The organism is Streptomyces sp. NPDC048434 (assembly GCF_043200375.1).
Classification (GTDB): Bacteria; Actinomycetota; Actinomycetes; order Streptomycetales; family Streptomycetaceae; genus Streptomyces.
Map to the genome: position 1 here is coordinate 228,868 of NZ_JBICXQ010000003.1, position 23,901 is coordinate 252,768.

Genomic DNA, 23,901 nt, shown 5'->3' on the forward strand with positions numbered 1-23,901 from the left:
GAACGACGACATGACGTCTTCGCATTCGAAGAAGGACCGTGCCGCGGCCCTGCCGCAGGAGTTGCAGGAGGCGCTGCGCCGCCGCCTGGCGGGCCAGGCCCCGCCGGCCGCCAAGGCCCGGCAGCAGATCCCGCGCGCGGACCGGTCACAGCCCCTGCCGCTCGCCTTCGCCCAGCAGCGGCTGTGGTTCCTGGACCAGCTCCGGCCCGGCGACTCCCGCTACAACAGCGCAGTCGCCCTGCGGCTGACCGGCGCCCTGGACGGGGCCGCGCTGTCCAGGGCGCTCGACGCCGTACTGGAGCGCCACGAGTCGCTGCGGACCACGTTCGACGACATCGACGGCCGGCCCGTGCAGACCGTGCACCCGGCCGCCCCCGTGCCGCTGCCGGTACGCGACCTGAGGGAGGAACCCGCACCCGACGCGGGGGAGGGGACCGGACCGGGCCCCTCGGCGCTGGACGATCTGCTGCTGGCGGAGTACTCCCGCCCGTTCGACCTGCGGACCGGTCCGCTGCTGCGGGCCCTGCTGGTACGCCTGGCCGAGGACGAGCACGTCCTGCTGCTCACCGCGCACCACATCGTCACCGACGGCTGGTCCATGGGCGTGCTGCTGGACGAACTGTGCACGCTGTACGACGCGCTGGCCCACGGCGAAGCGCCCGCGCTCGCCCCGGTGGCGACGCAGTACCCGGACTTCGCCGTATGGCAGCGCGAGCGGCTGTCCGGCGCCCTGCTGGAGGAGCAGCGCTCCTACTGGACCAAGCAGCTGGACGGGACCGTGCCGTTGGATCTGCCGCTCGACCGGCCCCGCAGCGGTGAGGAATCGGGGGACGGCGCGGTCCACGAGTTCCGTGTCCCGGCGGCCACGGCGGCCCGGCTGCGGGAGGTGGCGGCGCAGCAGCACACCACCCTGTTCGCGGCGCTGATCGCCGCGTGCCAGGCGCTGTTCGCCCGCTGGTCGGGACAGGACGACATCGCCGTCGGGTCACTGACCCCCGGGCGCGCACGCACCGAACTGGAGCGCGCGGTCGGCCTCTTCGTCAACACGGTCGTGCTGCGCGCCCCCGTCGACACCGCACGCTCCTACCGCGAGCTGCTCGATGCCTCCGCCACCGCCGTCCTCGATGCCTTCGCCCACGACGACACCCCCTTCGAGCGGCTCGTGGAGGCCGCGGGGGCGGTACGCGAAGCGGGCCGCAACCCGCTCTTCGACGTCATGGTCCTGCTCCACCCCGCCCCGCCCGCGGCCCCCGGCCTGCGGGGGATGGCGGCCGGGACCGTCACCGTGCCCCGCCGCGCGGCCACCTTCGATCTGAGCGTCGAGTTCGTCCCCGACGGGGACGGGCTGACGGGCCTGCTGGAGTACCGCACCGACCTCTTCGACGCCTCGACCGCCGTGCGGATGGCCGAGCAACTGGCCATCCTGCTCGGGGGAGTTGCGGCCGAACCGGACCGACCGCTGGGTGAACTGTCCCTGCTGTCGGAGCGGGAGCGGCGGCGCCTGACCACCGAATGGAACGACACCGCACTGCCCGTCGCACCCACCACCTATCCCGCCGCCTTCGAGGCGCAGACGGCCCGCACCCCGCACGCGACGGCACTGGTGGCCGGGGACACCACACTGGACTACGCCGCGCTCAACGCCCGCGCCAACCGGCTCGCCCACCACCTCATCGACCGGGGGGCGGGCCCCGAACGGCTCGTCGCGCTGCACCTGCCGCGCACCGCCGACATGATCGTGGCGATCCTGGCCGTCCTCAAATCCGGCGCCGCCTACCTGCCGCTCGACCCCGAACTGCCCGAGGAGCGGCTGCGGTTCCTGATCGAGGACGCGCGGCCGATGCTGGTGCTCGACGAGGCGGCCCTGCACGCGGTACCGGCATCGGCCCGCGCGAGCGACCCCACCGACGCCGACCGCCGCACGCCGCTGCACCCCGGCCACACCGCCTACGTCATCTACACCTCAGGGTCCACCGGCCGCCCCAAGGGCGTGTCCGTGGAGCACCGGTCGCTGATGAACCTGCTGGCCGGCCACCGGCACGGCTTCGTCGCCGCGGCGGGCGGCGGTCCCCTGCGGGTGGCCCTGACCGCGTCCTTCTCCTTCGACACCTCCCTGGAGGGCGTGCTGCTGATGGCCGACGGCCACCGGCTGCACCTGGTCGACGAGGCGACCCGGCTCGATCCGGCCGCCCTGGTCGAGTACGTCGTCGAGCACCGCGTCGACTTCCTCGACCTGACCCCCTCCTATCTGCGCCAGCTCCTGCCCGCCGGGCTGCTCACCGACCCGCGCCACCACCCGCGGCTGCTGATGCTGGGCGGCGAGGCCGTCGGCACCGCGCTGTGGCGGGAGCTCGCCGGGCTGCCCGACGTCGCCGCGTACAACTTCTACGGGCCCACCGAGTGCACGGTCGACGCCCTGGCTTGCCGTATCGACGGCACCGGGCGGCCGGTGGTGGGCCGGCCGCTGGCCAATGTGCGCGCCCATGTCCTCGACCACCGCCTCCGGCCGGTCCCGCCCGGCGTCGGCGGCGAGCTGTACCTGGCGGGCGACCAGGTCGCCCGCGGCTATCTGCACCGCCCCGGCCTGACCGCCGCACGGTTCGTGGCGGACCCGTTCGGGCCGCCCGGCAGCCGGATGTACCGCACCGGCGACCTGGCCCGGTGGACCGCCGACGGACGGCTCGACTACCTCGGCCGCGCCGACGACCAGGTCAAGATCCGCGGCCACCGCATCGAGCCCGGAGAGGTCGAGGCGGCACTGCTGGCCCTGCCTGCCGTCGCCGAGGCGGCCGTCCTCGCCGTCGCCGACGAGCGCGGCCACGCCCGGCTCGCCGGCTACCTCGTGCCCGCCGCCGGGACCGGGCATCCCGCCGCCTCCGAGCTGCGGGCGGCCCTGCAGCGCACTCTGCCCGGCCATATGGTGCCCGCCGCCTTCGTCGTCCTGGACGCCCTGCCGCTCAGCACCAGCGGCAAGCTGGACCGCCGCGCGCTGCCCGCCCCCGACCTCGACGCGGCCCCGCGCGAGCGGGAGTTCGTGGCGCCGCGCACCCCGGCCGAGCGGGACCTGGCCGGGATCTGGTCCGCGGTGCTCGGCATCGCGCAGGTGGGGGTCACCGACAACTTCTTCGAGCTGGGCGGCGACTCGATCCTCAGCATCCAGGCGGTCTCCCGGGCCCGCGCCGCCGGACTGCGCCTGACCTCCCGCGACGTGTTCCTGCACCAGACCGTCGCCGAGCTGGCCGCCGCCGTGGACCTGCGCACCGCCCCGGCACCTGCGGCGCAGCAGCCGGACGACGCGGGACCTGCCCCGCTCACCCCCATCCAGGAATGGTTCTTCGCCACCCACGGACCGCTGCGGCACTTCAGCATGTCGATGCTGCTCGACCTGCCGCACGACCTCGACCCGGACGCCCTGGAGCGGGCCCTGCACGCGGTGGCCGCCCATCATCCGGCGCTGCGCACCCGCTTCGTCCGCAGCGGCGACACCTGGCGCCAGCTCCCCGGAGCCGCCGTGGCGCCCGGCCTCCTGGCCACGCACGACCTGTCCGGGGCCACCGGCGCCGCCCGGGACGCCGCGCGCACCGAGGCGGCCGACGCCGCCCGCGCGGATCTCGACCCCGCCACCGGCACCCTGCTGCGCGCCGCCCTGCTCCTGGCGGAGCCGGGCAGCCGGCCGCGGCTGTTCCTGACGGCCCACCACCTGGCCGTCGACAGCGTCTCCTGGCGCATCCTGCTCGCCGACCTGGAGCGCGCCTACCGCCGGGCCGCCGCGGACGCGCCGGTCCAACTGGAGCCCGCCACCACGCCGTTCACCACCTGGGCGGCGCAGCTGGCCCGGCATGTGCAGGACGGCGGACTCGACGACGACCTGGCGTACTGGAGAGCCGAGAGCGAAGCGGCGCGCACCCCGCTGCCGGTGGACCGCCCGGGTACGGCCCTCGCCGGCTCGGTCCGCACCGTACGCGCACGACTCGACCGCGACACCACCGAGGCCCTGCTGCGCCGGGTGCCCGGCGTGTACCGGACCCAGGTGAACGACGTACTGCTCAGCGCGCTGGGCCGGGTGCTCGCCGACTGGGCGGACACGGACCGCGTGACGGTGGCCCTGGAGGGGCACGGCCGGGAGGACATCGACGACCACGACGACAGCGAGGCGGCCGGCGCCGGTGACGCCGCCGATCTGTCCCGGACCGTCGGCTGGTTCACCACCCAGTACCCCGTCACCCTCACCCTGGACGGCCCGTCGCGGGAGCCGGACTGGGGCGCGACGCTCAAAGCGGTGAAGGAACAGCTGCGGGCCGTCCCCCGCCGGGGCCTCGGTTACGAGGCGCTGGCCCGCCTGGGCTCACCGGACCCGGCCGCCCGCACTCTGCGCGAACTCCCGCTGCCGCAGGTCTGCTTCAACTACCACGGGCAGTGGGAGAGCGCGCACGGCCGGGACTTCGCGCCCGCCGGCGAGGCCCCCGGACGCGATATGGCCGCCGGTGCGGCGCTCGATCACCTGCTGGACGTCTCGGCCGTGGTGGCCGACGGTGTGCTGGAGCTGACCTGGCACTACAGCGACCAGGTGCACGACGAGAGCACGGTACGGGAGCTGGCGGACGGTACGGCCCGTGCGCTGGCCGCGATCGCCGCCCACTGCGCGCGGCCGGACGCGGGCGGCCGCACGCCCTCCGACTTCCCTCTCGCCCGGCTGGACCAGGCCGGGGTGGACCGCCTGGCCGGGGACGGGCGCGCCGTCGAGGACATCCTCCCGCTGACCCCGCTCCAGGAAGGCATGCTCTTCCACCGCCTGGTGGGCGGCGCGGACGACGTCTACCTCGACCAAGCCGGCCTGCTGCTGGACGGCGTGGCGGACCCGCGGGCGTTCGCCCGGGCCTGGCAGCGGGTCGTCGACCGGACGCCGGCGCTGCGCACCTCGGTGGTTTGGGAGCAGGTGCCCGTACCGCTCCAGATCGTGCACCGGCGCGCGACGGTGCCCACCGTCCACGTCGACTGGCGTGAGCTGGACGACGAACGGCGTACGGCCGAACTCGCCCGGCTCCAGGCGGAGGACCTCGCGCGGGGACTGGACCTCGGCACCCCACCGCTGATGCGGCTCACCCTGATCCGGCTGCCCGGTGGCAGGCTGCGCCTGCTGTGGACCTCGCACCACCTGATCCTGGACGGCTGGAGCCTGGCACAGGTCCTGACCGAGGTGTGCGAGGAGTACGCCGCGCTCGTCGCGGACCGCGCGCAGACGCCACCCGTGCGCCGCCCGTTCGGCGATTATGTGCGCTGGCTGTCCGGCCGGGACGGCCGCGAGGCCGAGGAGCACTGGCGCACCGTCCTCGCGGGCTTCGCCACCCCGACGCCGCTGCCCTGCGACCGCCCGCCCCGCGAGGCCCACCGGGCCCGCTCCGCCGCGGTACTGACGGCGAGCCTGCCCGTCGAGCTGTCCCGGGAGCTGCTGCACACCGCCCGGCGCAGCGGACTCACCCTCAACACGGTCGTACAAGGCGCGTGGGCGCTGCTGCTGGCGCGCTACAGCGGAGAGCCGGATGTGGTGTTCGGCACCACCGTGTCCGGCCGCCCCGACGAGCTCCACGGCGTCGAGTCCATGGTGGGGATGTTCATCAACACCCTGCCCACCCGGGTACGGGTCGACGGACACCGCACCGCCGCCGACTGGCTGCGGGACCTCCAGGACGCCCAGTCCGAATCCCGGCGCTTCGAGGCCGTGTCGCTGGCGCAGCTGACCTCGCTCAGCGAGGTACCGGCGGGCACTGCGCTGTTCGACAGCATGGTCGCCTTCGAGAACTACCCGTTCGACGACGCCCGGACCTCCGGTGCCGGGATCCGCATCCTGGACGTCGCCTCGCGGGACGCGACCAACTTCCCGCTGGTCCTGCGCGCCCACCACAGCGACCGCCTCGGCTTCGACCTCGCCCACGACCCGGATCTCTTCGACGCCGGCACCGTCCGCGCGCTCGCCGACCGGCTGTGCCTGCTGCTCGCGGAGATCGCCGCCGGCCCGGACCGGCCGCTGTGCGAACTGGCGTGGACGACCGCCGAGGAACGCCGGCGGATGCTGGTGGACTGGAACGGCACGGAGCAGGGGCGGCCCGAGCTGACCCTGGTGGACCTGTTCGAGGCCCAAGCGGCCCGCACGCCCGACGCCACCGCGGTGACCTGCGCGGGCACCACGCTGTCCTACGCCGAACTCGACGCGCGGGCAGGCCGGCTGGCCCACCGGCTGGCCGAGAGCGGCGCCGGCCCCGAGCGCTTCGTGGCCCTCGCCCTGCCCCGCTCCCCGGACATGATCGTGGCGCTCGTGGCGGTGCTGAAGACCGGCGCCGCCTACCTGCCCGTCGACCCGGAACTGCCCGGCGGCCGCATCGCCCACCTGCTCACCGACGCCGCGCCGGCCCTGCTGGTGACCACCGCAGCCGTCGCCGGCCGGCTCGGCGACGCCGCCTGCCCGCGGCTGCTCCTGGACGATCCCGAGGTCCGCGCCGACCTCGCCCGGCGCCCCGCCACCGGCCCGGTACCGGCCCGGCGCCCGCTGCCTGAGCACCCCGCCTACGTCATCTACACCTCGGGCTCCACCGGCCTGCCCAAGGGCGTCGTCGTCCCGCACGCCAACGTGGTGCGGCTGTTCTCCCGCACCCGCGACTGGTTCGCCTTCGACGAGCACGACGTGTGGACACTGTTCCACTCCTACGCCTTCGACTTCTCCGTCTGGGAGATCTGGGGCGCGCTGCTGCACGGCGGGCGGCTCGTCGTCGTCCCGCACGAGGTCGCCCGTTCCCCCGAGGAGTTCCTGCGTCTGCTGGTGGACGAGCGGGTCACGGTGCTCAACCAGACGCCCTCGGCGTTCCACCCCCTGATGCGCGCGGACGCCGAACACCCGGAGCTCGGGGCGCGGCTGGCCCTGCGGCGGGTGATCTTCGGCGGGGAGGCGCTGGACCTGGGACGGCTCACCGACTGGTATGAGAGGCACCCGGACACCGCGCCCGTCCTGGTCAACATGTACGGGATCACCGAAACCACCGTGCACGTCTCCTACGCGCCCCTCGACCGCGCCACCGTGACCGGGGCCACCGGCAGCGCCATCGGCCGCGGCATTCCCGACCTGCGCGTCCGGGTGCTCGACGCCGGCCTCGCCCCGGTGCCGCCCGGCGCCGTCGGTGAGCTGTACGTGGCCGGGGAGGGCCTGGCCCGCGGCTATCTGAACCGGCCGGGCCTGACCGCCGCGCGGTTCGTGGCGGACCCGTTCGGGCCGCCCGGCACCCGGATGTACCGCACCGGCGACCGGGCCCGGTGGCGGCCCGACGGCACCCTGGAGTACCTCGGCCGGGCCGACCAGCAGGTCAAGATCCGCGGGTTCCGGATCGAACCCGGCGAGATCGAGGCCGCCCTGACCGCGCACCCGGACGTCGCCGAGGCCGTGGTCGGGGTGCGCGAGGACACCCCCGGGGTGCGGCGGCTGGTGGCCCATGTCGTGGGCACCGGCCAGGGCGCCCCGCCGTCCGCCACCGCGCTGCGCGCCCACCTGACGGACACCCTGCCCGCACACATGGTGCCCGCCGCCTATGTCGCCCTCGACGCACTGCCGTTGACCGTCAACGGCAAGCTCGACCACCGGGCCCTGCCCGCCCCCGGCCCGGACGGCTTCGCCGCCGCCGACGGCGACCGCACCGCGCCGCGCACCGAGGCGGAGCGCCTCGTCGCCCGGGCGTGGGCCGAGGTGCTGAACACCGCAGAACCGGGCGCGGAGGACAGCTTCTTCGCCCTGGGCGGCGACTCGATCCTCGCCATCCGCGTCACCTCCCGGCTCCGCGCCGCCTTCGGCACCGAGGTCTCTCCCCGGCTGCTGTTCACCCACCCCACCGTCGCCGCCCTGGCCGCCGCCCTGCCGGACCCGGCCGAGGCCCACCGGGCACCGGACGACACGATCCCGGCGGCGGACCGCGCCGCCGCACTGCCGTTGTCGTTCGCCCAGCAGCGCCTGTGGTTCCTGGACACCTTCGAGCCGGACAGCACCGAGTACCTGACCTTCTTCGTGCTGCGTCTGCGCGGCCCCCTCGACGAAGCGGCGCTGCGCACCGCCCTGGACGCCCTGGTCGCCCGGCACGAACCGCTGCGCACCACCTTCGCCGAGCAGGACGGCCACGCCCGCCAGCACGTCCACGTCCCCCAAACGGTGGATCTGCCGCTGCACGATCTGTCGGACACACCGCCGGAAGACCGCGACGGCGCACTCGACGCGCTGCTGGCCCGCGAGGGCGCCACCCCCTTCGACCTGGGCACCGGGCCGCTGCTGCGGACCCGGCTGGTCCGGCTCACCGCCGACGAGCACGTCCTGACCCTGGCCATGCACCACATCGTCACCGACGGCTGGTCCACCGCGGTGCTCGGCCGGGACCTGGGCGAGCTGTACGCGGCGGCCCTGCACGGCCGCCGCCCGGACCTGCCCCAACTCCCGCTGCAATACGCCGACTACGCGGCCTGGCAGCGCACCCGGGCGGCCGAGACCGACGGGGCCCAACTCGCCTACTGGCAGCAGAAGTTGTCCGACCTGGCACCGCTGGAGCTGCCGACCGACCGCCCGCGGCCCGCCGTGCGGACCAAGAACGGCGCGCTGCTGGAGTTCTCCCTGCCCGCCCCGTTGACCGAACGGCTGCGGGAGACCGGCCGCCGCGCCGACACCACCCTCTATATGACACTGCTCGCGGCCTGCAAGGTGCTGCTCGCCCGCTGGGCCGGCCAGGAGGACGTCGCGGTCGGCACCGTGGCCTCCGGACGGGAGCGCCCCGAACTGGAGCACCTGGTCGGGATGTTCGTGAACACCCTGGTGCTGCGCAGCCGGGTGCGGGCCGACCTGCCGTTCACCGCGCTGCTGTCCGAGGTGCGCGCGACCGTGCTGGACGCGTTCGCCCACCAGGACGTGCCCTTCGAACGGCTCGTCGACGTGCTCCAGCCGGAGCGGGACACCAGCCGCACCCCCCTCTTCCAGGTCATGGTGGCCCTGCACAACCTGGGCGGCGAGGCACCGCACCTGCCGGGACTCGACGTCGAAACCCTTCAGCCGCCGGGCCGGCACGCCGCCTTCGACCTCGGCTTCGACTTCGTGGAGTGCGACGGCGGGCTCACCTGCTTCGTCGAGTACAACACCGACCTGTTCGACGCGGACACCGTCGAGCGGGCGACCGCACGGCTGCGCCTGCTGCTGGCGGCCGTCGCGGACGAGCCCGGACGGGCGGTGGGCGAACTGCCGCTGCTGCCCGACGCGGAACGGCGGCGGGTACTGGAGGAATGGCAGGGCGCCACCCTGCCCGTCCCGGACAGCACCTTCGTGGACCTGTTCGAGGCCCAGGCGGCCCGTACCCCGCACGCCCCCGCCCTGGTGGCACGGGACGCCACGCTCGACTTCGCCGCCCTGAACGACCGTGCCAACCGGCTGGCCCACCACCTCATCTCGCTGGGCGTCGGTCCCGAGCGGGTGGTCGCCGTCCAGCTGCCGAGGACCTCGGACATGCTGGTGGCGCTCCTCGCCGTCCTCAAGGCGGGCGGCACCCAGCTGTCCATCGACCCGGAACTGCCCGCCGAACGCGTCGCGTTCCTGCTCTCGGACGCCGCGCCGCAGACCGTCCTGACGGCCGACTCGCTGCGCGACGCCCCCCTGGGCCGGCAGCCCGGCCACAACCCCACCGATGCCGACCGGACCTCGGCCCTGTACGCCGCCCACACCGCGTACATCAACTACACCTCCGGCTCCACCGGCCGGCCCAAGGGCGTCGCCGTCGAACACCGCCAGCTGGTCAATCTCTGCCACGACCACCTGGCCGGGCTCATCACCCCGCACGCCGCCGACGGACGGCCGCTGCGCTTCGCCATGAGCGCCGCCTTCTCGTTCGACACCTCATGGGAAGGCCCGCTGCTGCTGGCGCTGGGCCAGGAGGTCCACCTCGTCGACGAGGACGTACGCCTGGACCCGGCCGCCTTCGTCGGCCAGATCGCCGGAAGCCGCCTGGACTGCGTCAATGTGACACCGTCGTTCCTGCACGAGCTGATGGCCGCCGGTCTGTTCACCGGCGATCACCACCGTCCCCGGATCGTCATGGTGGGCGGCGAGGCCGTCGGCACCCCGCTGTGGCGGGAGCTGCGGGAGACCGAGGGCGTCACCGCGTACAACGTCTACGGCCCCACCGAATGCACCGTCGACGCCGTGTACGGCCGCTTCGCCGACCACGCGGAGCGTCCCGTGATCGGCCGGCCGGGCCGCAACCTGCGCGCCTATGTGCTCGACGACGCCCTGCGGCCGCTACCGGTCGGGGTGCCGGGGGAGCTGTACCTCGGCGGCGCCCAGGTCGCCCGCGGTTACCTGGGACGGCCCGGCCTCACCGCCGCGCGCTTCGTCGCCGACCCCTTCGGCCCGCCCGGCGCCCGCATGTACCGCACCGGCGACCGCGCGCGCTGGGACCGGCAGGGGCTGCTGGAGTACCTGGGGCGCACCGACGAACAGGTCAAGGTCCGGGGCTTCCGGATCGAGCCCGGCGAGATCGAGGCCGCCCTGCTCGGCGACCCCGCGGTGGGTGACGCCGTGGTGGTGGCCGTCGAACACGGCGGCCGGCCACGGCTGGTGGCCTACGTGGTGCCCGCCGGGTCGCAGACGCCCCCCGCGGAGGAGCTGCGGGTCCGGCTGCGCCGGACCCTGCCGGACTACATGGTCCCCTCGGTGTTCGTCCCCCTGGAGCGGATACCGACGACCAGCAGCGGCAAGACCGACCGGCGCGCCCTGCCCGCGCCCCCCGCCCAGCCCGACACCGCGACCCGGTACGTGGCCCCGCGCACCGAAACCGAGACATGCCTCGCCGGCATCTGGGCGGAGGTGCTCGGCGTCCCCCGGGCCGGCGTCGAGGACAACTTCTTCGCCCTGGGCGGCGACTCGATCCTCAGCATCCAGATCGTCTCCCGGGCCCGCCGGGCCGGACTCGGACTCACCTCCAAGGACGTCTTCCGCCACCAGACGATCGCCGAACTCGCGCTGCGCACGGCCTCCGTGAACCCGCCGCCCGCCGACGGCGCCGGGGCTCCCGACGGACCGGCGCCGCTCACCCCCATCCAGCACTGGTACCTCGACGGCCGACGGCCCTCCGACGCGCTGCGCTTCACGATGACCAACCGGCTGGAGCTGGCTCCACAGAGCGACGAGCCGGCGCTGCGGCACGCGGTCGACGCGCTGGTGGCCCACCACGAGGCGCTGCGCACCCGGTTTTGCCGCACCGACGGCACCTGGCACCAGGAGGTGCTGCCGACCGCTCCCGGGGACGTCTTCTCGCGCCACGACCTGACCGGTCTCGATGCCCCCGGGCGGGAGGAGTCCGTCCAGCGCGCGACCGCCGCCGCACAGACCTCCCTCGACGTCACCGAGGGCCGGGTCGTGCGGGCCCTGTTCTTCGACTGCGGACCCGCTCTCCCCGCTCAACTCGTGCTCACCGTCCACCACTTGGCCGTCGACGGGGTGTCCTGGCGCATCCTGCTGGGCGACCTGGAGGCCGCCTACCGCAACGCCGCCGCCGGGCGGCCGCCCGCCCTGGCCCCGGCGAGCAGCGGCTACGGACACTGGGCGGCCCGTCTGGAGCGGCACACCCGCTCCGGCGCCCTCGACGGCGACCTGGCGTACTGGACCCGGGCCTGCCAGGCCCCGGCCGAGCTCCCCGTCGACCGCGCGGGTGCCAACTCCCACGGCACCGCCGCCACCGTCACCGTCAGCCTGGGCCGGGCCGAGACCGACGCCCTGCTGCGCCAGGTCCCGGACGTCTACCGCACCCAGGTCAACGACGTCCTGCTCAGCGCCCTCGGCCGCACCCTGACCCGCTTTAGCGGCCGGGACACCGTACTCATCGGCGTGGAGGGCCACGGCCGCGAGGACCTCTTCGACGAACTCGATCTGTCACGCACCGTCGGCTGGTTCACCGCCGAGTTCCCGCTCGCCCTGTCCGTCGCCCCGGACACGGACTGGCGCGACACCGTCCGGTCCGTCAAGGAGCAGCTGCGCGCCGTGCCGCTGCGGGGCCTGAGCTACGGCGCGCTGCGCCACCTCGTGCCGCAGAGCCCGCTGCCCGACGCGCCGCAGCCGCGCGTCGGCTTCAACTACCACGGCCAGTGGGACATCGCGTCCGGCGACCACCCGGACGGCGAGGGGCTCTACCGGGCCGCCCTTCCGCCGGCCGGGCAGGACACCGACCCGGACGAGGCCCGCACCTACCTGCTCGATGTGACGGGCGTGGTCCAGGACGGCCGGCTCGAACTCGGCTGGACCTACCCGCCCGCGGTGTACGACGAGTCCACCGTCCGCCGCCTCGCCGAGGACACCCTTGCCGCGCTGACCGAAATCGTCGCGCACTGCGCCCGCCCGGACACCGGCGGCCGCACCCCGTCCGACTTCCCGCTCGCCCGCCTCGACCAGCGCCAGGTGGACCTGGTCGCGGGTGACGGACGGGAGGTGGCGGACATCCATCCGCTCACCCCGCTGCAGGCCGGCATGCTCTTCCACGGGCTGGTCGACTCGGCGGGCGCCTACTTCGACCAGATGGCGGTCCGGATCGCCGGGGTCGCCGACCCGCGCGCCTTCGCCGCGGCCTGGCAGACGGTCGCCGACCACACCCCGGCGCTGCGCAGCAGCGTCCGCTGGCAGGGCCTGCCCCACCCCGTGCAGGTCGTGCACCGCCGCGCCGTCCTGCCCGTCGGCCACCACGACTGGCGGACCCTGACACCCGCCGAGCGCGACGGCGCCCTGGACCGGCTGCTCGCCGAGGACCGCGCGGCCGGTATGGACGTGACCACCGCACCGCTGAGCCGGCTCGCGGTGGCCGCGCTGCCCGGCGACGAGATCGTGCTGGTGTGGTCCTCGCACCACCTGATGCTCGACGGCTGGAGCACCGGACAGCTCTTCGCCGATGTGTGTGCGGCATACGCGGCAACGATCGGGGGAGGCACCGTCCGCCCGCCGGCCCGCCGCCCGTTCCGCGATTTCCTGCAGTGGCTGGCGGAGCAGGACGAGGAGGAGGCCGAGCGGCACTGGACCGGCACCCTCACCGGGTTCACCGCCCGCACCCCGCTGCCCTACGACCGGCCGCCCGTCGAGGCGCACCGCGCACGGTCGAACGCGCTGGTTCACATGGAGCTCACCCCCGAGGTCTCCGACCGGCTGCGCGCGACGGCCGGACAGAGCGGACTGACCGTCAACACGGTGGTGCAGGGCGCCTGGGCACTGCTGCTGGCGCGCTACAGCGGCCGCCAGGACGTGGTGTTCGGCACCACGGTCTCGGGCCGCCCAGCCGAACTGCCGGGCGTGGAGTCCATGGTCGGCATGTTCATCAACACCGTTCCGACCCGCGCCCGGACCGACGGCGACCGGGCCGTACTGCCCTGGCTGCGCGACCTCCAGGCACAGCAGAGCGACTCCCGGCGCTTCGACTTCGTCTCGCTCGCCCGCATCCAGGCCCTCAGCGAACTCCCCCCGGGAGAGGCGCTGTTCGACAGCATGGTGGTATTCGAGAACTATCCCTTCGACGAGGCGGCCGCCACCGGGGCGGGCATCCGCATCCAGGACGTACGCGCCGAGGACGCCACCAACTTCCCGCTGTGCCTGCGCGCCTACCTCGCCGACCGCCTCGGCTTCGACCTCGCCTATGACGGGGCGTTGTTCGACCGTACGACGGTGGAGCGGGCCGCGGCCCACCTGGAGACCCTGCTGACCGCGGTCGCCGACGGCGCCGCCCGGTCCCTGGACGATCTGGGCCTGCTCACCGCCGCCGACCGCGCGGTGCTGCACCGGTGGAACACCACCGCACGCCCCGCTCCGGGCGGCTCGCCGGTGGACCTGTTCGCCGAGCAGGCGCACCGCACCCCGGACGCCATCGCGCTCGCCGACGAGGTCGGCCGCGAGGTGACCTACCGTCAACTGGCCGACTGGTCGGACCGGGTGGCCCGCCGGCTGGCCGCGGACGGCCTGGCCGCCGAGGGCCGGGTGGCGCTGCTCATGGACCGCTCGGCCGCACTCGTAGTGGCCCAGCTGGCGGTGCTCAAGGCGGGTGGCACCTATGTGCCCGTGGACGGCCGCGCGCCCGAGGAGCGCCGCCGGATGCTGCTCGACGGCGCGGGAGTAACGGCACAGCTGACCGCCGAGGAGGTGGCTGCCGCACGGACCGCCGAACCGGCCGAACCGGCCGGGGCCCCGGCGCTGCCGCCCACCGACCCGGACCGGCTGGCGTACGTGATGTTCACCTCCGGGTCGACCGGCACCCCGAAGGCGGTGGGGGTGCGCCACCGCGACGTGGCGGCACTCGCCACCGACAGCCGCTTCACCGGCCCCGTCTGCGAACGGGTGCTGCTGCACTCGCCGGTGGCCTTCGACGCCGCCACCTTCGAGGTCTGGGCGCCGCTGCTCAACGGCGGACGCGTCGTGGTGGCCCCGCCGGGGGCGGTGGACGCGGCCCTGCTGCGGCGGCTGGCCACCGGGGGAGAGGTCACGGCACTGTGGCTGACGGCCGGACTCTTCCGGCTGCTGTCCCAGGACGCCCCGGACTGCTTCGCGGGGCTGCGCCAGGTATGGACCGGCGGCGATGTCGTCCCGGCCGCCGCCGTGCGCCGGGTGCTGGCCGCCTGCCCCGGCCTCACCGTCGTGGACGGCTACGGACCGACCGAGGCCACGACCTTCGCGACGTCCTTCGCCATGACCGACGCCGCGGCGGTCCCCGACACCGTGCCCATCGGCCGGCCGCTGGACGACATGCGCGTACATGTCCTCGACGCACGGATGCGGCCCGTGCCGCCGGGCACCGCGGGTGAACTCTTCCTGGCGGGCGAGGGCGTGGCCCGCGGCTACCTCGGCCGCCCCGGCGCGACCGCGGACCGGTTCGTCGCGGACCCGTCCGGGCCGCCCGGCGCCCGGATGTACCGCACCGGGGACCTGGCCCGCCGACGGCTCGACGGCACGGTGGAATTCCTCGGCCGCGCCGACGACCAGGTCAAGATCCGGGGCTTCCGCGTCGAACCCGGCGAGGTGGAGGGAGTCCTGGCCGCCCACCCCGGCGTCGCGGATGTAGCGGTGCTGGCCCGCGAGGAACGGCCCGGGACGAAGCGACTGGTCGCCTACGTGGTGGGGCACGACGGCCTCGACACCGAGGCGATGCGCGCATACGCCCGGCAGACGCTGCCCGACTACCTGATTCCCACCGCGTTCGTGCCGCTGGCGGCGCTGCCGCTCAGCGCCAACGGCAAGGTGGACCGAGCGGCCCTGCCCGCACCCGGCAGCGGCCCGGACCGGCCGGAGCCGGTCGCCCCGCGCACCGAGGCCGAACGCCGTACGACACAGGTCTGGGCCGAGGTGCTCGGCGTGGAACGGGTCGGTGTGGAGGACGACTTCTTCGCGCTCGGCGGCGACTCGATCCTCAGCATCCGGCTGACCTCCCGGCTGGCGGAGGCGTTCGGGACCGAACTGACCCCGAGGGCCGTGTTCACCCACCCCACCCCGGCCGCGCTCGCCGCGCTGCTCGCGCAGGGGGAGACCGCCCCCGCGGGCCGCGGCGCCATCATCCCGGTCTCCCGGGACACCGCGCTGCCACTGTCCTTCGCACAGCAACGCCTCTGGTTCCTCGACGCCTTCGCGCCCGGCAGCACCGAATACCTCACCCCGCTGGCGCTGCGGCTGCACGGCCGGCTCGACACCGCCGCGCTCGGCGCCGCCCTGACGGCGCTGGCCGCCCGGCACGAGTCGCTGCGCACCACCTTCGACACCGTGGACGGCCAGGGCGTGCAGCTCATCCATCCGCCCCAGGACGTGCCGCTGCCGCTGCGCGATCTCTCGGCGCTGCCCGCCGGCGACCGCACGGCGCAGCTGGAACGACAGCTGACCGAGGACCGCACCCGCCCCTTCGACCTGCGCCACGGCCCCTTGCTGCGGGCCGGACTGGTCCGGCTGGCGGACGACGACCACGTCCTGACACTGACGCTCCATCACATCATCACCGACGGCTGGTCGACCGCGGTGCTGACCGGTGACTTGGCTCACCTCTACCGGGCGGCGCTCGGCGACACCACGGCCGAACTGCCGCCGCTGCCCGTGCAGTACGCCGACGTCGCGCACTGGCAGCGCACCGCGCACGGGGCGGCCGCCGAGGAGCAGCTGCGGTACTGGCAGGAACGCCTCGTCGGCGTCGAGCCCCTGCACCTGCCCACCGACCGGCCGCGCCCGGCCGTACAGACCAGGAACGGCGCGAGCGCCCCGCTCGTCCTCCCGCCGGAGACGGCCCGCAGGCTGGCGGAGTTCGGCCGGGCCCGGCAGACCACCCTGTTCACCACGCTGATCGCCGCGGCGCAGACCCTCTTCGCGCGGCTGTCCGGACAGCGGGATGTCGCCGTCGGAACCGTCACCTCGGGCCGCGACCGCGCCGAGACCCAGCGGCTGATCGGCTTCTTCGTCAACACGCTGGTCCTGCGCTCGACCGTCGATCCGGACGAGGCCTTCCCCGCGTTCCTGGCGCAGGTGCGGGAGACGGTACTGGACGCCTTCGCGCACCAGGACGTGCCGTTCGAGCAGGTGGTGGACGCGGTCCAGCCGGTCCGGGACACCAGCCGCACCCCGCTCTTCCAGGCCATGGTCGTGCTCCAGAACGCGCCCGGAGCGGCGCTGGACCTGCCCGGTCTGCAGGTGAGCGACATCGAGCCGGACACGCACCACGCCGGCTTCGACGTCACCCTGGAGTTCGCCGAAACCGACTCCGGGGCACTGCACGGGCTGATCACCTACAACACCGATCTGTTCGGCACCGTCACCGCCGAGCGGATGGCCGACCAGCTCACCACGCTGCTGACCGCCATCGCCGAGAACCCGCACCGCCCCCTCGGCGCCCTGCCGCTGGCCCCGGACGACGCACTGCGCCGACTGCTGGCCCACGGGAGCGGCACCGCTCGCCCGGTGCGCCCGGCCACCCTGCCCGAGCTGTTCCAGCGGCAGGCGGCCCGGACGCCCGATGCGGTGGCGCTCGTCGACGGCGCCCGCGAGCTGACCTTCGCGGAGCTGGAGAGCGCGGCCAACCGGCTGGCACACCACCTCATCGGCCGCGGTGTCGGCCCCGAACGCGTGGTGGCGCTGGCGCTGCCCCGCTCGGCGGAGACGGTGGTGGCCCAACTGGCCGTCGCCAAGGCCGGCGGCGCCTTCCTGCCCGTGGACCCGGCGTATCCGGCCGGGCGGCGGGACTTCATGGTGCGCGACTCCGGGGCTGCCGTGGTCCTCGACGACCCGGCCGCCATCTGGCGTACGGACGGCTCCGACTCCGCGCCCACCGACGAGGACCGTCGCACCCCGCTGACGGACGCGCACCCCGCCTACGTCATCTACACCTCCGGATCGACCGGCACCCCCAAGGCCGTGGTGGTCACGCACACCGGACTCGCCGGCTTCGCCTCGGCCGCCGCCGCACGGTACGAGGTACACCAGGGCGACCGGGTCCTCCAGTTCGCCTCACCCAGCTTCGACGCCTCCGTCCTGGAGCTGTGCATCTCCCTGCTCTCCGGAGCAACGCTGGTGGCGGGCGAGGAGGGACCGCTGCTCGGCGAACGGCTCGCCCAGGTGCTCACCGAACAGCGGATCACCCACACCCTGATCCCGCCCGCCGCACTGGCCACCGTGCCGCCCGAGACGGCCGACGGCCTGCCCCACCTGCGCACCCTGATCGTCGGCGCCGAGGCGTGCCCCGCCGATCTGGTGGAGCGCTGGGCCCCCGGCCGCCGCATGATCAATTCCTATGGCCCGACCGAGGCGACGGTGGTGTCCACGTGGACCGGCCCGCTGGCCCCGGGAGCGGGCGCCCCGCCCATCGGCCGCCCCATCGGCACCACCAGGGCGTACGTCCTGGACGCCGCCCTGCGACCCGTACCGGTCGGTGTGACCGGTGAGCTGTACGTGGCCGGCGCCGGACTCGCCCGCGGCTACCTGGCACGCCCGGGGCTGACCGCGGCGCGGTTCGTCGCCGACCCGTTCGGCGCTCCGGGGGAGCGGATGTACCGCACCGGCGACCTGGTGCGGTGGGGCGCCGACGGCGATCTGCGCTACGCCGGACGCGCCGATGACCAGGTCAAGGTGCGCGGATTCCGGATCGAGCCCGGCGAGATCGAGAGCGCGCTGCGGCGCAGTCCCCAGGTACGTGACGCGGTGGTCGTCGCACGCGCCGCGGCCGCACAACGCCCGGCCGGCCCCAGCCGGTTGGTCGCCTACGTCGTCCCGGCCGACGGCACCCCGGATCCGCTGCCCGTCCCGGAACTGCGCGACCACCTGGCCCGCCTCCTGCCGCCGCACATGGTGCCCTCGGTGTTCGTCCCCCTGGCGCGGCTGCCGCTCACCCCGAACGGCAAGACCGACCGGCTCGCCCTGCCCGATCCCGACCCGGCATCCGCTGCCACCGGCCCGCACCTCGCGCCGCGCACCGACACCGAACGCCGGATCGCGCAGATCTGGGCCGACGTCCTCGGCCTCGACACGGTCGGCGCCGACGACAACTTCTTCGACCTCGGCGGCGACTCGATCCTGAGCATGCAAGTGGTGTCGCGGCTGCGCCGGGCCGGACTGCACCTGGCCACCAAGGACCTGTTCACCCATCAGACGGTGGCGGCACTGGCCACGGTCGTCACCACCGGACCGGACCGGACCGACAGCGGGCCGGTGACCGGCGACCTGCCGCTCACCCCCATCCAGGAGTGGTTCTTCGCCACCCCCCGGGCCAACCGCCACCACTTCAACCAGTCAGCGCTGCTCGAACTGGACGCAACCCCCGACCTGGCCGCCCTCCAGGAAGCGCTGGCCGCCCTGCTGGAGCACCACGACGCGCTGCGTATGCGGTTCACCGAGGACGGCGGCCGCTGGCACCAGCACAACCCGCCGCCCTCGGAGCCGCACGGCGTCCTCATCCGGCACGACCTGACCGGACTGCCGCCCGACGAGGCCGACACCACCATGGAGAAGGCGGCCGACGACCTGCACTCCGGCTTCGACATCGGCCGAGGCCCGCTGCTCCGGGCGGCGCTGTTCACCGGCGACCCGGACCGCCCCGCCTTCCTGCTCCTGGTGGCACACCACCTGGTCGTCGACGCGGTGTCCTGGCGCATCCTGCTGGACGACCTGGAGACCGCCTACCAACAGGCCGCAGCAGGGCAGGCCATTACACTCGACGAGCGGACCACCGCCTTCCGGGACTGGGCCAGGAACCTGGCCACACATGTCACCGACGGCGGACTGGACCACGAACTCCCGTACTGGGAGGAGGCAGTGGCCTCCGCACCGCTTCCCGTGGACCACGACGCCGACGCGCCCTCCGGCGCGTCGCGCACGGTGACCGTGATGCTCGACGAGCCGGACACCACGGCGCTGCTGCGTGCGGCCCCCACCGCCTATCGCACCCGCATCAACGACGTCCTGCTGGCCGCCCTGGCCCTGGCCCTGGCGCGCTGGACCGGTCATGACCGGGTCTGCATCGACCTCGAAGGGCACGGCCGCGAGGACGTCCTGGAGGGGGTGGACCTCTCCCGCACGGTCGGTTGGTTCACCACCGTCTACCCGGTCGGCCTCCAGGTGTCCGACCCCACGGACCTCGATCCCTCCCGGGACTGGCGTGCCCTGGTCAAATCGGTGCGGCGCCAGCTGCGGGCCGTCCCCGGCAACGGTCTCGGCTTCGGTGCCCTGCGCACCCACGGCCCCGCCGAGGTGCGCGAGCGCCTGGACCGCACCGGTCGTGGGCAGATCGTGTTCAACTACCTGGGCCAGTGGGACGCCCGGCCCGGCGGGCCCGCCGGTGGTGCACTCGTCCGTACCGAGCACGGTTCCTTCGGCCAGGACCACGACCCCCGCGACGGTGGCTCCCACCTGCTGGAAGCCGTCGGCGCGGTGCAGGACGGCCGGCTCGCCTTCACCTGGCACTACCGCCCCGACGTGCACGAGGAGACGACCGTACGGGCGGTGGCCGAGGACTTCGCCGAGGCCCTCCGCCGGATCGCCCAGCACGCCCGGGAGGACGCATGAGCGGCCCGGAGGCCGACGTGTCCGTGTCCTGCATCCGAACCCGTTCGCCGGTGCCGCCGAGTACCCGGCCGCGACGGTTTCCCGAAAAGGCCAGCGCACAACGGCCGTTGAGACCAGCCCGACCCGGATCAACCGCCCGCCCGGCCTCCCCGACCGCACACCCTGACCCCCACCGCCCGGCCCCTGCGGCCACCCGACGAACCGCCCGATGACCCACCCGGCCGATCAACAAGAACAAGTCAACCCATGATGGGAGAGCGTGACATGGACGAGAACGCCCGCTACCAGGTGCTGCGCAACGACGAGGACCAGTACTCGCTGTGGCTGGCCGACCTGGAGGTCCCCGACGGATGGCACGCCGTGGGCAAGGAGGGCACACAGGACGAGTGCTCCGCCTACGTCGACGAGGTCTGGACCGACATGCGGCCCCGTAGCCTGCGCGAACGCATGGACCGCGCCGGCTCCTGACCGGACCCGCCCCGCAGGCCCACGGCTGACCGCCCACGCCTGCCCCTCCCGCACCACCCTCCGTGCGGGCCGCGACCACCGGCCACCGGCCGGCGCGGCCCGCACGGGGCGCCCAACTGCCTTACCACCGAACCCGGTTCCCCCCACCGCCTCGAAGGATGCCGCGCCGCGGACGAGCGGTCCGACGCGCGCATGGCGAGCGCACACGGGCGCAGGGGCAGACGGACCCGGAGGGCGCGCTTGCCCCGATCGCGCGTCCGACAGCACGACAGCACGACCGCGCGTAGGCCACACGCCACGCCCCAGGCCACCTCGCCGGCCGAACCTCGCCCTCCCCCCTCGCGTCAGCGACGAACCATGGTCGCCATGCCGCTGGAGAGCCGGAGATCCGCCGCCGCTGCCCGGTGCCCTCTTCCGGTCTCGGGACCGCCGCTCCCTTCCCGGAGGCCGGTGGCCGGTTCCCCTCGTACGACCCGCATACGGCAACCGGTGTAAATGACGGAGTACGCCGTAATTACCTGTCATATCGGTTTTGGTGCCAGGTAGTGACGATAGGCGATTATTACGCTATACCAGTGACATGCACCGCACAGGCCGGATGCCTGAGTGCGGAGTTCAGGACTTTTACGGGGTGAGGGAACTGCGGATCGCGGGGGATTTTCTCAGTGGCCGGTCCATGACCTGGCGCCGTTGTGCAGGGCCGGACGGCCTGGCACCGCTCCGTTCCCTCGGCGGGCCGCCGCGTTCGAGGGCCTGACCGGTAAGTCCGGCCTCATGGGCCGGAGTTCCACCGAGTTCATGTGAGATCACGCTCGCCTGTGCCTGCCCGGAAGCCGTCCGCGGGTCCACCTCGGGACCGCGCACACCCGGAAGCCGGCCCTCCTGCTCCGGACCGGCGCGGCCTTTCACCCCACCGACATCACTTGGCGTTCACGATGAGAAGGGACCCTCGAATGACCCCGATCCTGCGCACCGACAGACTGATCCTTTCGCCCTACCGGCCCGAGGACGAGGATGTCTTCGTGGCTCTGCTCGGTGACGAAGAGGTCTGCCGCTGGATGGGCCAAGAGCGGTCACCCGAAGAAGAGATCCGGGCCGTATTCAAAGCGATTCTGAATGAGATCTACACCAAAAACCTCTTCGATGTGTGGGCGGTGTGGGCCGAGGGCGTCTACGTGGGCCACGCGGAGATCAAGAAGACGGGCAACGTCGACGGCTACGAGATGGTCGCCGCACTGGTCAAGGACAGCCGGGGGAGGGGCGTGGGCAACGAGTTGGTACGTGGTCTGCTGCACTACGCCGCTCACACACTGAAGCTCAACGAGGTCTACGGAATGGTGGGCGCGGAAAATGCCGCCAGTCTGGCGCTGGGCAAAAAGCTGGGATTCGCACATGTCCGTGACGTCGTCGCGGACGACGGCACGGTAACGAAGATGCTGGTCATGCCAACCGGCAACACAGTGGAGACGGGCACCGACCCCGCCACCGTTGCAGCGCGCTGAGCGGGCCACTGCCGCGCGGCTGGTCTGCACACGGTGAACGGGGTCGCGAGGTTCCACGAGTACCTCGGGGCGATCGCCACGAGGCCCGGCTGCCCGTCCGCTCGTGGTGTCAGAGGCGGCGCCCGAAGAGCTCCAGCAGGTTGCGCCAATGACGCGCGTCCGCCTCGGAGTTGTACGCGGCGGTGTCGGCCTGGGTGTAGCCGTGGTGGGCGCCTTCGTACAGCTCGCTGCGGTAGCGGACGCCCGCGGTGTCCAGGGCCTGCTCAAGGCTCTTGATCTGGTCGGCGGACATCGAACGATCCTGGTCGGCATGGCCGAAGTACAGCTCCGCCGTGATGCGGTCGGCGAGCAGGTGCGGGCTGTCCAGGCTGCCGGCGTGGAAGGAGGCCGCGGCGCCGATCCGGTCGGGATGGGCCGCGGCGGTGCGGATCGCGAGGATGCCGCCCATGCAGTAGCCGGTCGTGCCTACCGGGCCGTCAGTGACCAGAGGCGACGCGGCCAGCCAGTCGAGGTAGGCGCCGGCGTCCCGCATCGCCAGGTCGGGGGTGAGGGCCCGCATGATCGGGAAGAGCTGCTCGAAGATCTCCGGCCGCTGGGAGGGGTCGATGAAGTCGGGCAGCTCCACCACCGGGGCGCGCCCGGAGCGGTAGAGGACATTGGGCACCAGCACCGTGTAGCCGTGCCCGGCCAAGCGCCTGGCCATCTCCTCCAACGAAGGCCTCAGCCCGAAGGCGTCCATGTACAGCAGCACACCGGGGTGCGGCTCGCCGTCGTCGGGGTGGGCGAGATAGGCGTCGGCGATGCCGTCCGGGGTGGGGATGTCCACGGGGGTACCGTGCACGTTCGTCATGTCCGCACCTTTCATCGGGTTCCGGGGCGGCGCACGTGGGGCGGGCCACCCGTCCGCCGGTCAGCACGCCGACGGCTTCCCCCACAGTAGTCAGCGGCGCGAAGGGAGGCGTCCGTCAAGGCGCGACCTCACCGCACGCTCCGGCGAGACGCTCGTAGGCCGGGAGGGGGTCGGCTTTCGCGCCGGCCTGCCGTGGTCGATCTGTCAGGAGCCCACCACGGACGCCCCGTAAGACTGTGCATGCCCGTACAAGTCCCTTGCGTTTCACCTGTGTTGGAATCCAGGCATGGCCACTACCTCTCCCGGGTCCCAGCCCGTTTCCCGGAACGAGCCCTTGAGCCGGCCGCGCGCCGAGGTCGAGCGGTTACGTGACGAAGCGACGCGACAGAAGGACCTCGCTCACCGCAGGGCCGAATTCTGGGCCAAGGTCGATATCGCGCTGGGCTTTCCCGCGGCCCTCCTCGCCGGCATATCCGGAGCCGCGGGGCTGGCGTCGGCGGACGCCCGCGTTCCCGCGGCGCTGGTGGCTCTGCTCGCCGCGGGGTTCGCGGCGGGGGCGGGCTTCCTCCGGAGTGACAGCAGGCGGCTGGGCAACAAACGCGCCCGGCAGGCATGGGCGTTCGTGGAGGCCAGAGCCCGAATGAAGCTGGCGAAGGACCGAGTGGACCCCGAGGATCTCGGCGAGGTACTGGAGAGCCGCCAAGCCGCGCTGGCGGCCTACGAAGGGGAAGATCCCCAGCCCGCCCCGACACCGGTGATTCCGGGCTGATCCCACGAAACCCTGCATGAACCGGTACGCACCAGAGCTCAGCCCAGCCCAGCCCTCGTGCCGCGATCCGCCGGTGGCTTCGCACGCGACCCATGCGACCCACGGGACCGGTTCCCGTGCCGCGTCAGGCAACGTTCGCCCTGTCAACGACCTTGCACAGACGTGGGTGAGCCCTCCGTGGTACTTTCTGCGTCGCCGTACGCTGCTGCGAACCGAGGAGGTGAGACCGATCAACGCTGTGACAGGTCGG

General features: G+C 73.7%; 5 protein-coding genes. 4 read left to right on the forward strand and 1 reads right to left on the reverse strand.

Annotation, left to right across the window (positions count from 1 at the left end; genetic code table 11):
* The first annotated feature begins 10 nt into the window (after window positions 1-10).
* The 3 genes from ACGFWI_RS05220 (at window position 11) to ACGFWI_RS05230 (ending at window position 22,032) form a co-directional block, all read left to right on the forward strand.
* The gene (locus tag ACGFWI_RS05220) at window positions 11-20,062 is read left to right on the forward strand and encodes a non-ribosomal peptide synthase/polyketide synthase (RefSeq protein ID WP_393904546.1); all 20,052 of its coding nucleotides are present in this window, start codon (window positions 11-13) and stop codon (window positions 20,060-20,062) included.
* 264 nt (window positions 20,063-20,326) lie between these two features.
* The gene (locus ACGFWI_RS05225) at window positions 20,327-20,530 is read left to right on the forward strand and encodes an MbtH family protein (RefSeq protein ID WP_393904547.1); all 204 of its coding nucleotides are present in this window, start codon (window positions 20,327-20,329) and stop codon (window positions 20,528-20,530) included.
* A gap of 953 nt (window positions 20,531-21,483) precedes the next feature.
* Window positions 21,484-22,032 carry a GNAT family N-acetyltransferase gene (locus ACGFWI_RS05230; protein ID WP_393904548.1) on the forward strand — a complete coding sequence of 183 codons (549 nt, stop codon included), beginning with the start codon at window positions 21,484-21,486 and terminating at the stop codon, window positions 22,030-22,032.
* A 109-nt stretch (window positions 22,033-22,141) separates the two neighbouring features.
* Here the strand turns inward: ACGFWI_RS05230 and ACGFWI_RS05235 are convergent, their stop codons facing one another.
* Entirely contained in the window at window positions 22,142-22,882 is a 741-nt protein-coding gene (locus ACGFWI_RS05235) for a dienelactone hydrolase family protein (protein WP_393904549.1), read from the reverse strand.
* A 286-nt stretch (window positions 22,883-23,168) separates the two neighbouring features.
* On the opposite strand from ACGFWI_RS05235, the gene ACGFWI_RS05240 reads away from it, so the two are divergent.
* A complete protein-coding gene (locus ACGFWI_RS05240) occupies window positions 23,169-23,651 on the forward strand; it encodes a hypothetical protein (RefSeq protein WP_393904550.1) in 483 nt (160 codons plus the stop codon).
* Window positions 23,652-23,901: the final 250 nt, after the last annotated feature.